The sequence below is a fragment of the Gammaproteobacteria bacterium genome, from assembly GCA_029880545.1.
Lineage (GTDB): Bacteria > Pseudomonadota > Gammaproteobacteria > Acidiferrobacterales > SZUA-150 > JAOUOD01.
The window spans coordinates 339933-350544 of the sequence record JAOUOD010000002.1 but is presented as its reverse complement, the minus strand read 5'-3'; the positions used below and the strand labels follow the sequence as shown (position 1 = coordinate 350544).

The following is a 10612-nucleotide window of genomic DNA, read 5'->3' as shown; positions in this document are numbered from 1 at the left end:
TTGTGGTTGCCCGCGGGAAAACTCAAAACGTATACTGCGCCATTCCTGAACCAACCCAAGAATTGAAGGAAGAGTCCCATGCCTGCACAGTCTTTTAACCCGGCCGTTCGCACCCTGATGGGTCCCGGGCCGTCTGATGTTCATCCACGCGTCCTGGCGGCCATGGCCCGTCCCACGATCGGTCATCTTGACCCGCAGTTTGTCGCGCTGATGGATGAAGTGAAAGAACTGCTGCAGTACGCATTCAAGACCAAGAATACGCTCACCATCCCGGTATCCGCGCCAGGCTCCGCAGGCATGGAGTCCTGTTTTGTGAACCTGGTTGAGCCGGGAGACAAGGTCATTGTCTGCCAGAACGGTGTGTTCGGTGGTCGCATGAAAGAAAACGTTGTTCGTGCCGGTGGTGAAGCCATCATGGTAATGGATGACTGGGGCAAACCGGTGGATCCCGGCAAGCTCGAAGACGCATTGAAAGCCAACCCGGATGCCAAGATTGTTGCCTTTGTTCATGCTGAAACCTCGACCGGCGTGCAGTCAGATGCCAAGACACTTTCAGAAATCGCGCACAAGCATGGCTGCCTGGTCATTGCTGATACCGTGACCTCGCTGGGCGGTTCCGAGTTGCGCGTGGATGACTGGCAACTGGATGCCGTTTATTCCGGAAGCCAGAAATGCCTGTCCTGCGCGCCGGGCCTGTCGCCGGTAACGTTCAGCGATCGCGCCGTCGAAAAAATCAAGGCACGCAAGACACCGGTACAGAGCTGGTTCCTGGATACGACGCTGGTCATGGGTTACTGGGGCCCGGGTGCCAAGCGTGCCTACCACCACACCGCGCCGGTCAATGCTGTCTATGGTTTGCACGAAGCGCTGGTCATGCTGGAAAACGAAGGTCTTGAGGCGTCGTGGGATCGCCACATGAAAAATCACCTGGCACTGCGTGCTGGTCTTGAAGCCATGGGTATCAGTTTCCTCGTGGATGAGGCATCACGACTGCCACAGTTGAACGCGGTGAACATTCCGGAAGGTGTCGATGATGCCGCCGTTCGCAGTCGCCTGCTCAATGATTACAATCTTGAAATTGGCGCGGGCCTGGGTGCCCTGGCCGGCAAGGTATGGCGCATCGGCTTGATGGGGCATGCCAGCAATATCAAGAACATCATTTTCTGTCTCGGTGCACTGGATGCCATCCTGACCGAAATGAAGGCACCCATCAAGAGTGGTGTTGCTGTATCCGCTGCCCAGGCAGTTGCCTGAAACAAGGATTATGGATAACAAACCCGGATTCACCACCGCGGTACCGCAAAAGCGGTACCAGGTCGGTGAATACCAGGCCACCATACTTGGTGATATCGAAAGCTCTGATGGTCGCGAGTATCGCTACATCCTGGCGATGATTGTCGACGGCTCGCATGAGCCCAAGCTTTATGTCACTGTTGAGCGAAACCGCGACCGGAATGAACCGGGAAAGTGGTTAATGCGCGTTATGGGGCACAAGCTGAATGAAACGGTTGGCGCCTCTGACCAATGGCAGGATATTAACCAGTTCACCGCGTCATCGTTGAACGTGGCCATGCAGTTGTTGGCCCTGACAGATGAAATTCCGGCTCTGCTAAGCTGACTTCTGCCTGCCCTCTTTGCTAACCCGGTTTGAGTTCGCCTGCATCCAGCCAGGTTGCCGGATACCCCTCACCTGTTCGCAGTTTGACTGATGCACGGCATCGGTGCGCCTGACATTGTTGCTGTTTGTCGCTAGAATGAATTCCTCATCGTGGGGAGAGTTGCGTGGTTACCGAGCTCAGCGTTAATACTGCCGGACAGGGTTTGTATGATTTTACTTCTGCCCTGGGTGCAGTAGTCAGGGATTCGGGTATTACTGAGGGCTTGTGTTCGATACTGGTGCGGCACACCTCCGCCAGCCTGACCATACAGGAAAATGCTGATCCTTCCGCCAGGCGCGACCTGGAAAACTGGCTGAACCGGCTGGTGCCGGAATACGACTCGCTATATACCCATACCATGGAAGGCTCGGACGATATGCCGGCGCATATCAAGGCCGCATTAACAGCTACCACTTTATCGATCCCGGTCATCGGCGGACAGCTTGCGCTTGGAACCTGGCAAGGCGTATACCTGTGGGAACATCGTCATGGCAACAACCGGCGTCATGTTGTTGTACATATTGGTGAATAATCATGTCTGACAGCTGGCAGTTTGACGATACCGGTCTCGTGCTCAAGGCACTCGATTTTGCCGCGGACAAGCATCGACATCAGCGCCGCAAGGGTGCCGAGGCTTCTCCCTACATCAACCATCCCATTGACCTGGCCAACGTGCTTTGGCATGAGGGCGGTGTTACCGATGCCGTGGTCATTGCTGCCGCTATACTGCATGACACCATTGAAGATACTGAAACCACGATTGATGAATTGCGCAACCTGTTTGGTGAGCGAATCTGTGAAATTGTTCTTGAGGTGACTGACGACAAGGACCTGCCGCCGGATCAGCGTAAACGTATCCAGGTAGAGAAAGCGCCACACGCCAGTCACATGGCCAAGCAGGTCAAGCTGGCTGACAAGATATGCAACCTGCGTGACATACTTGCCTATCCGCCACATGGCTGGGATGCCGGACGCAAGCGCCGTTATTTCGACTGGGCGCTGGATGTTGTGAACGGCTTGCGCGGCGCCAATGAATCGCTGGAACAGGCATTCGACGAAGTCTATAAAAACAAACCCTGAGCAGGACTTGTTTATGAATACGAAGCAGCAGCTGCCTTGTGGCAGTTGGCCATCTCCATTATCAGCAGCGGATATCGCCTCATCATCACTGCGCCTGGACAGGCAGACCGCGGTTGATGGTGATACGGTCTACTGGGTCGAAGGCCGTCCGGCCGAAGCCGGCCGCAACGTGTTGATGGCCTGGTCCGCGCAGCGGGGGTTGCATGAACCGTTGTCAAAAGAATGGAATGTCAACAGTCGTGCCCATGAGTACGGCGGTGGCGCGTTTGCGGTTGACAAGGGGGTAATCTGTTTTGTTCACGACGGTGATCGTTGCCTGTATTTGTCTCGCGACAACGACATTATTCGGTTAACCGAACCTGCGAAGACCAATTATGCGGACATGTGTTTTGACTTTGTCCGTAACCGCATTGTTTGTGTGCGCGAGCGGTTTGTAGACGGGCAGCAGGAACCGGTCACCGAGCTGGTTGCCGTGGACATGTCCGGCAGCGGAAATGTTTCGGTATTGCAGTCCGGCCATGATTTTTACAGTACGCCGCGACTGTCACAGGACGGCAAGCGCATGAGCTGGCTGGCCTGGGATCATCCCTGTATGCCCTGGAACAGTACGCGTCTGTATGTGGCCGGGTTAAATGATTCGGGAGCGCCGGTACAATCAATGGTTGTTGCCGGCGGCGATGATGAATCCGTGTTCCAGCCGCATTGGCATGATAACGCCCTGTACCTTGTGTCCGATCGCAGTGGTTGGTGGAACCTGTATTGCCTGGGAGACGACAAGCTTCGTGCGCTGGTACCCATGCAGGCGGAATTCGGTTTGCCGCAGTGGGTGTTTGGCATGTCCACGTGCGGGTTTGTCGGGGACGCTATCTATTGTGCGTATTGCGTGAATGCCGAATGGAAGCTGGGTCGCTACAGCATTGCATCATCTAAATGGCAGCCATTGGATGTTCCGTATACTTATATTAATGCCGTATCTGCCGGTCCGGCCGGGCTGGTATTTATTGGTGCCGGTTCCGCCACTGCCGCCGAAATCGTTGTGCTGAATATTGGTGGGCAGGCGCAGGAGCTGCAGGTATTGCGCCGTTCAGCCGGGTTTAATCTGCAGCAGGAGGATATATCCATTCCGGAGGCTGTCAGTTTTTCGACGACTGATAATGATACCGCTTACGGATTTTATTACCCGCCGACCAACAGTGCTTGTGAGCCAGTCAGTGGTGAGCTGCCACCACTGATTGTAAAGAGTCATGGTGGGCCGACAGCGGCAGTGGCTGCGCGCTTCGAACCGAAATTCCAGTTCTGGACCAGTCGCGGGTTTGGTGTTCTGGATGTGAACTATCGCGGCAGTACCGGTTATGGTCGCGCCTATCATCAGAAGCTGGATGGCAAGTGGGGCATATATGATGTGGATGACTGTATCGCCGGCGCACGATACCTTGCAGAAAAGGGGCTTGTTGATGGCAAGCGTTTGATTATTACCGGCGGCAGTGCCGGTGGCTACACGACACTTTGTGCGTTGACATTTCATGATGTCTTCGCTGCAGGAGCGAGTTCTTACGGGATCGGTGACCTTGAAGCGTTGTTGCGTGATACGCACAAGTTTGAGGCACGCTACCTCGATGGCCTGGTTGCGCCTTTTAATGGCAACGAGGGTTTATATCGCCAGCGCTCACCTCTTTATCATGCGGACAAGCTGTCTTGTCCGGTAATATTTTTCCAGGGCGATGAAGACCGCGCTGTCCCGCCGAACCAGGCCGAGTCCATGGTGTCAGCGCTGGAACATAAGGGCGTACCGGTGGCCTATATTTTGTTTGAAGGCGAGGGTCACGGGTTTCGGCGTGCCGATACGATAATGCGCGCGCTGGAGAGTGAACTGTCTTTTTACGGCCAGTTGTTTGGCTTTGTTCCGGCAGGGAACGTCAGATCGGTCATCATAAAGAATTCCGGCGCGATCGGGGCCGCGCCGGAGTGACACAGTATTCGGGTTTGATCAGACCGCGGGTACGGCCGGCAAGCTGTGTTGCTTGATTTGTCCGTGGACCCGTTCGGCATAACTCTTGAGTTGACGGGCCGCCGCATCAAAGGCGTCGCGAATGGCCACGTAGATATCTTCGTGTGCTGAACGCTGTTCCGGGGCGCGCTTGACGATAATGTCCTTGCCCGGAACTGACAGGCTGACCTTGATATGGTAGTGCCTGCCTTTGTGTTGATGCTTGTGCGGGGATTCAATTACTGCGTGACAGCTGATGATGTCGCCGTAGTATGCCACTAGTTTGGATACTTTTTCACGTATTGCGTTTTCGATTGCGTCTGAATGGTCTAGGTTGCGGAAGGTAATCTGGAGTGCTTGCGCCATTATAATAGTCTCCCTGTATTATGCCTGGTTGCGTGGAAGCCGGTATATTGAAACAGGTTTCAGATGATGCCGACGTTTTCTGTCTTGGTCGTTGAATGCGCACCTCCTTTCAATTGCATTACACCATTCCCCGGAATTTCCGGTCTTGATCTGCCTCAAGGTTTCCGTTTTGTGAGGCGGCAGGACCCGGAAAGACGAGGTTTTGTCATTGCTTGAAAAAGACGGGTTGCGTAAGCGGCGCGGCGGAGTGATTGTCGGCTTGAGTGACAGGCCGTGACCTTGTTGGTCACAGGCGGCATGTAATCAGGATAATGAAGCTTCGCAGATGATTTCCCAGTCTGATACGGACAGCGCAATACGAACCAGTGCCAGCCGATTCAGGTTGTAGTCACTGGGCAGGCTGAGGTGCACCGGGTCCAGGGCGGACAGTTTCTTGTAACGCGGCATGGCGCTGTAAAGCAGGCTGATGTGCGGTTGATAACTCTTGTCCAGGCGCAGCTTGAAGGTTTCGGCGCCCAGCTGCCGACAACGCAGCATATCCGCAGATGGTTTGAGTCTGACATACACTGCACGGAAATAGGATTGTGAATGCACAAGCTTCTCCGGTTCAGCGGTAAAGGAAGACATTTGCCCGGCAAGCGAAACAACTCTTTGTTTCAGCTCATCCTCGTCCCCGTGAATGCGTTCAATCAGTGTCAGGTGCGGCTGGAATTGCGGGCCTGGTACGGCCTCATTGATTCGATCCATGGCCAGCTGCAATACCGTAGTCTCACCGGCATCGGGTAACAGCCAGAGTGCATACGTTGAGGACTGGTCCATATTCCCTTTATCCATTCCCGGGTTCCGGTTTGACCGGCAATAGTTGATACATGTTAGTTATTAGGTTTGTTGATTCAAGTATACACCAATCTCTTGTTTATTATAGCGGGTGACAGCGGTGATGCATTGATAAGGATGCCCGGGTTGTCCGCGCGCGTCGTGTATTCCGGGCCGGGTTGGCCCGGTCTCGTAGCATTAACAAAATATAAAACTAGCACCCGGTATTTGGAAAATCATGTATCCGGAAGGGCGCAGGGTGGCGGGACTGTTCGACCGGCTTGACCGCCAGGAGGGCTAGATCAAGCCGATGATGTCACGGCTATCGGCCTGCAGCATGGATGATGCGAAGTGCCTGCTGGCCGGGTATCGGCTGCTGATTCAATAGCCGAACAGGAATGCCCGCCGGGAAATGTCCGGATCGCCGGTGAAAGGAATCTGCCAGCGGTTCGGACATGCAGCAACTGGCCGACATGGCCATGGATCGGGCAAATCAGTGCAGTTGAAATAACGGGCGATGATTCGGCAGCAGTATGCCAGGCGTTTTCTGCCGGTTATATGCCGCGCTGGCCGGAATTATTGCGATTGCTCAGCCAGTGCGTACCAGCGCCTGGCCTCTTCCGCATCTGCGGCAACGCCGAGTCCCTGCTCATACATCATGCCGATAGTCATTTGTGATCCGGTCAGGCCTTGGTCCGCTGCTTTCCTGAACCACTCCATGGCCGTGGCTTCATTCTTGTCCACGCATTCGCCGTGCAGGTACATGAAACCGATACCGTGCTGCGCGTAGGGGTGGCCTTGGTCCGCGGCGTGCTGCATCCATTCCAGCGCCTTGTTCTGGTTGGGTGCGCAGCCGAGCCCGTTCTGGTACATGATGCCCAGTCGGTACTGTGCTTCGGGATGGCCTTCATTGGCCAGTGGCGACAACAGTTTGAATGCCTTGTCAAAATGCTTGGCTTCGAATGCAGCGAGACCGCTGGATAACTCCATATTCAATTCAGACATGATTACCTCGTGAAACCTTGAACTGGCGGTTGGTATCAGGGCGCGCATTGTCCCACAAACACGTGGGCAACCCTATACGCAAAAGCGTAACAAGGCTGGGTGAATAGGTTCAGGCGGCGCGATGAATGGGCAGGTAGTAGGCGGGATTGATGCCGAAAGTTTCCGGGTCGTGGACGCGAACTACCTCGATGGTCCTGCCATGCAAGGAAGCGGCATCGACAAGATCAATGGTGACCCTTTTGGTGTACGGGCTGTGGTCGGCGTGCAGTGCCATGGCGATGCTGGGCTTCAGTCGGCGCAGGCGGTTAATGGTCTGGACCACACCGATTTCGCCGTTGCTCAGCTCGACAACACTGCCGATGGGGTAGATGCCGATACACTGGATGAAGCGTTCCACCAGGTCGGGCTCAAACAGGCTGCCACGGAACTTGTACATGTCACGTAAAACCTTGTGGGAAGCAGCACTGTTTTTGTATGGCCGATCACTGGTCAGCGCGTCGTAAAAATCCGACATGGCGCCAATCATGCCAAACTGGCTGATTTGATCGCCCTTGAGACCGCGGGCGTAGCCGAGGCCGTCATAACGTTCATGGTGTTGCGCGACGACATCAATAGCCGCCGCCGGAATGTCTGTAGATTCCAGGATCTGTACGCCGTAGGCAACATGTTGCCGCATCAGCCGGGTTTCGTTTTCAGTCAGACCGTCTGGCTTGATCAGGACTTCGGTAGGCACCCGGGTTTTGCCAATATCGTGAAGCAGGGCGCCCAGGCCCAGGGCTTCCAGTTCTTCGCGTGCCAGTCCCAGGTGTCGACCGAACGCCAGCGCCAGAACGGAAACCCGCACTGAGTGTTCGGCAGTGTAGGCATCCTTGTGCTTCAATTGGGTAAAACACATCAGCGCATCGGGGTTGCGGATAATGCTGGAGGTCATGGCGCCGATAGCCTTGCGCGCGGCATCGGTCTTGATGGCGCGACCCATGCGCGCGTCTTCCATAAGCGCCGGGATCAGTGCCTGGACAAATTCGTGGGCGTCCCGGATGCGCTCAATTTCTTCAAGCAGGTCAGTGCGATCGGCATAGGCTTGATCGACTTCCGGCTGTACCTGTTTTTTGAGAACCTCAAATTCCAGTCGGGCGTTATCGGATTCTTCCTCGGTATCAATGAGATCCGGGCGCAGGTGATCCTTGGTATCAAACCGGGGCACCCAACCGGTTTCGATCCGGGTAGCGGGTTTCGCGGCGGGCTCAATGGCGATGTTGGACTGCAGGGGATCAACATAAACAAACTGGCAAAAGCGCTTGAGTTCTTCAATTTCCTCACGGGTTTTGATTTCAAAACCCTGGAACAGGAACGGGGTTTCCAGCCACGGCCGATCCAGCTCGGCCACGTACATGCCCAGTTCCAGTTCCTGACAGCTAACCTGTTGTTTGGCGCTATTCATTGAGTAATTAAGTAATTATCCGTATTCCGTTCGATTAGGTCGTGCAAGAACCAAGCCAGCCTTGCTGACCAGTTTTTTAACAATTCCCGGTAAAGCGTTGAAGAAAATTTCTTTGAAAAACAAATATTTACGATTTTTCTCATAAATACAGTCAGTTAGGCGTCTTACAATTAGGGTCAATATGTAAAAAATAGTGACCGAGAGGGTCAGGTATTCAACCCGCTGAAGTGCCCTTTAACGTCAGGGTATCTGTATCTTGCCGCCGTTGCCGGCGGTGTGTAGGGTGGCCTGATGATTGATATGTCGCCCAAGAATGCCCCGCAATCGTACCGCTTGATCGAGACCCGGCTGCAGGAAAAACTGCCCGATGGCACCGTTCGCTGTGGCCTGTGCCGCTGGCGTTGTCGAATTGGCCACGGTCAGCGCGGGTTTTGCCAGGCCCATGTTAATCGTCATGGCGTTCTGTATAACCTTTCCTACGGAATCATTTCCGCGATCGAGCTTGGTCCGATTGAAGCCAAGCCTGTTCGCCATTATCGGCCCGGCAGCAAGGTGCTGTCCGTGGGATCGTATGGCTGTAATTTTCGTTGTGGCGGTTGCCACAATCTTGATATCTCCTGGGGTGTGCAGGCGCTGGATACGCTGGCGAAGGGCGAATCCAGTGCAGCATTTGCAACGCCCGAAGAACTGGTCGCCGCGGCAAAGGCGAATGGTGCCGATGGCGTGGCATTTACTTATTCCGAGCCTGCCGTCTGGCTGGAATACGTGCTGGATGCATCCAGGGTGGCGCGTGATGCCGGTTTGTACACGGTCTATGTATCCAACAGTTATGTTACTGACGAGGCACTGGAGCTGATGGCGCCGTGGGTGGATGTGCTGTGTTCAGACATCAAGAGTCTTGACGAGGATTTCTACAAGGCCATATGCCCGACAGCCAGGGTGAGCGATGTGCTTGGCTGTATTGAAAAGGCCGCGCAACTGGGTATTCATGTTGAAACCCGAACCAATGTTATTCCGGGCTATAACGATGACCCGGCTATGCTGGCCGGCATCGCCGGCTGGATCCGGGATCACCTGGGCGCGGACAGCCCGTGGCATGTGACGCGCTTCTTCCCGGCTTACCAGTTAAGCCATGTGCCTGCTACGCCTGTTGATCTGCTGGAGCATGCGGGGAATATTGGTCGTGCTGAAGGGTTGCAGAACGTCTACGTCTATACGGATCAGGGTTGTGATTGCGCCAAGGACAACCTGCCGCCGGAAGTATTGCTGGGTCGTGAACCGGCCGAGCTGTACCAGGCCAGGAAATGCGGCGCCAGCTGTTGCGGCGACGATGGCGTGGTACTGAAAAAATACGAGCGTCAATAATCGCGGGTCACCGCATTGACGACGGGAGTGGTTTCCGGCACGACTGGAATTCCGGCACGTATTCCGGAGCTGTCATCTGGCTGAGGAAGGACAAGCTCGCGCCGGTATTTATGATGTGCCTCCGGGGGTTCCAGCACACGGGTTAGCGCAAGATCAGGAACTCCATGAATCCGGCTACACCTACGTGCACCATGACGCCGCCCCACAGCGTTCGGGTGCGCAGGGCTACCTCGCCCAGTATCAGGCCGGCAACAATGGCTGCAAAGGCCTCAAGCGGAGGCTTGTGAAAATGCAGCATGCAATAGGGCAGCATGGCCACCCAGATGGCGTAGCGACCCATCACCCTTTCAAGTCCAAACAACAGGAAGCCACGAAAAAAGAATTCCACGGCAATGAACTGGCTGAGATAAAAGAACTCCCAGGCGGTGACCTGGGCAGTGGTAGCCGAGTAGGCTCCGCGATAGAACGGATAGATGCCCTGAAAATCCGGCCGCCCGGCTGTATAGGCGACAATCGGCAGCATGGCGACAAGCAGGCCGAGATACAGCAGCAGGTGGCGTTTTTTGATGATGGTTCTGAAGCCGTAGTCATCGAGGCGGTGATCGAACAGCAGCCTTACCATCAACACCGGAACCAGCAACAGCAGGATTAATGTAGATGCCGCCCACCATAAATGTGGGTATAGCCCAAATGCATGCGTTGCCAGCTCCGGGAATTGCCGGGTGAAAAATTCCGGGCGACCAAAATACTCCAGGACGGTCAGGCAGAAGGCGGTATAGGCCAGCAATGAATAAATCATCCATGGCGATATCGGCGTATCAGTGCGCGCCTGGTACGGGAACAGCTGGTCCAGGCGAAGGAGCAGTGATTTCATGGCGAACAAGGCGGCTCGTA

At 55.0% G+C, this 10612-nt stretch carries 11 protein-coding genes; 6 read left to right on the top strand and 5 right to left on the bottom strand.

Annotated elements, in window-relative coordinates:
* The first annotated feature begins 78 nt into the window (after nt 1–78).
* The 5 genes from OEZ10_03780 to OEZ10_03760 all read left to right on the top strand — a co-directional run bounded on the left by OEZ10_03780 (nt 79) and on the right by OEZ10_03760 (nt 4707).
* Nucleotides 79–1254 carry an alanine--glyoxylate aminotransferase family protein gene (locus tag OEZ10_03780; GenBank protein MDH5632093.1) on the top strand — a complete coding sequence of 392 codons (1176 nt, stop codon included), beginning with the start codon at nt 79–81 and terminating at the stop codon, nt 1252–1254.
* 10 nt (nt 1255–1264) lie between these two features.
* On the top strand, nt 1265–1618 hold the full coding sequence (locus OEZ10_03775) for a hypothetical protein (protein MDH5632092.1): 354 nt from the start codon (nt 1265–1267) through the stop codon (nt 1616–1618).
* Between the two features lie 164 nt (nt 1619–1782).
* Nucleotides 1783–2190: a secondary thiamine-phosphate synthase enzyme YjbQ gene (locus OEZ10_03770; protein ID MDH5632091.1), complete on the top strand. Its 408-nt coding sequence runs from the start codon at nt 1783–1785 to the stop codon at nt 2188–2190.
* A 2-nt stretch (nt 2191–2192) separates the two neighbouring features.
* A complete protein-coding gene (locus OEZ10_03765; GenBank protein MDH5632090.1) occupies nt 2193–2738 on the top strand; it encodes an HD domain-containing protein in 546 nt (181 codons plus the stop codon).
* 13 nt (nt 2739–2751) lie between these two features.
* The gene (locus tag OEZ10_03760; protein ID MDH5632089.1) at nt 2752–4707 is read left to right on the top strand and encodes a S9 family peptidase; all 1956 of its coding nucleotides are present in this window, start codon (nt 2752–2754) and stop codon (nt 4705–4707) included.
* Nucleotides 4708–4725: 18 nt separating this feature from the next.
* Here OEZ10_03760 and OEZ10_03755 read toward each other — a convergent pair whose 3' ends face one another.
* The 4 genes from OEZ10_03755 to OEZ10_03740 form a co-directional block, all read right to left on the bottom strand.
* Nucleotides 4726–5091 carry an HPF/RaiA family ribosome-associated protein gene (locus OEZ10_03755; protein ID MDH5632088.1) on the bottom strand — a complete coding sequence of 122 codons (366 nt, stop codon included), beginning with the start codon at nt 5089–5091 and terminating at the stop codon, nt 4726–4728.
* Between the two features lie 303 nt (nt 5092–5394).
* Nucleotides 5395–5925, bottom strand: coding sequence for a hypothetical protein (locus OEZ10_03750; GenBank protein ID MDH5632087.1), 531 nt, complete (start codon nt 5923–5925; stop codon nt 5395–5397).
* A 558-nt stretch (nt 5926–6483) separates the two neighbouring features.
* Nucleotides 6484–6912 carry a sel1 repeat family protein gene (locus tag OEZ10_03745; protein ID MDH5632086.1) on the bottom strand — a complete coding sequence of 143 codons (429 nt, stop codon included), beginning with the start codon at nt 6910–6912 and terminating at the stop codon, nt 6484–6486.
* Nucleotides 6913–7021: 109 nt separating this feature from the next.
* The gene (locus OEZ10_03740) at nt 7022–8353 is read right to left on the bottom strand and encodes an HD-GYP domain-containing protein (GenBank protein ID MDH5632085.1); all 1332 of its coding nucleotides are present in this window, start codon (nt 8351–8353) and stop codon (nt 7022–7024) included.
* 291 nt (nt 8354–8644) lie between these two features.
* Here OEZ10_03740 and amrS point away from each other — a divergent pair, with 291 nt between their 5' ends.
* Nucleotides 8645–9718 carry an AmmeMemoRadiSam system radical SAM enzyme gene (gene amrS / locus OEZ10_03735; GenBank protein MDH5632084.1) on the top strand — a complete coding sequence of 358 codons (1074 nt, stop codon included), beginning with the start codon at nt 8645–8647 and terminating at the stop codon, nt 9716–9718.
* Nucleotides 9719–9860: 142 nt separating this feature from the next.
* On the opposite strand, the gene OEZ10_03730 is transcribed toward amrS, so the two are convergent.
* The gene (locus tag OEZ10_03730; GenBank protein ID MDH5632083.1) at nt 9861–10592 is read right to left on the bottom strand and encodes a CPBP family intramembrane metalloprotease; all 732 of its coding nucleotides are present in this window, start codon (nt 10590–10592) and stop codon (nt 9861–9863) included.
* Nucleotides 10593–10612 lie beyond the last annotated feature (20 nt).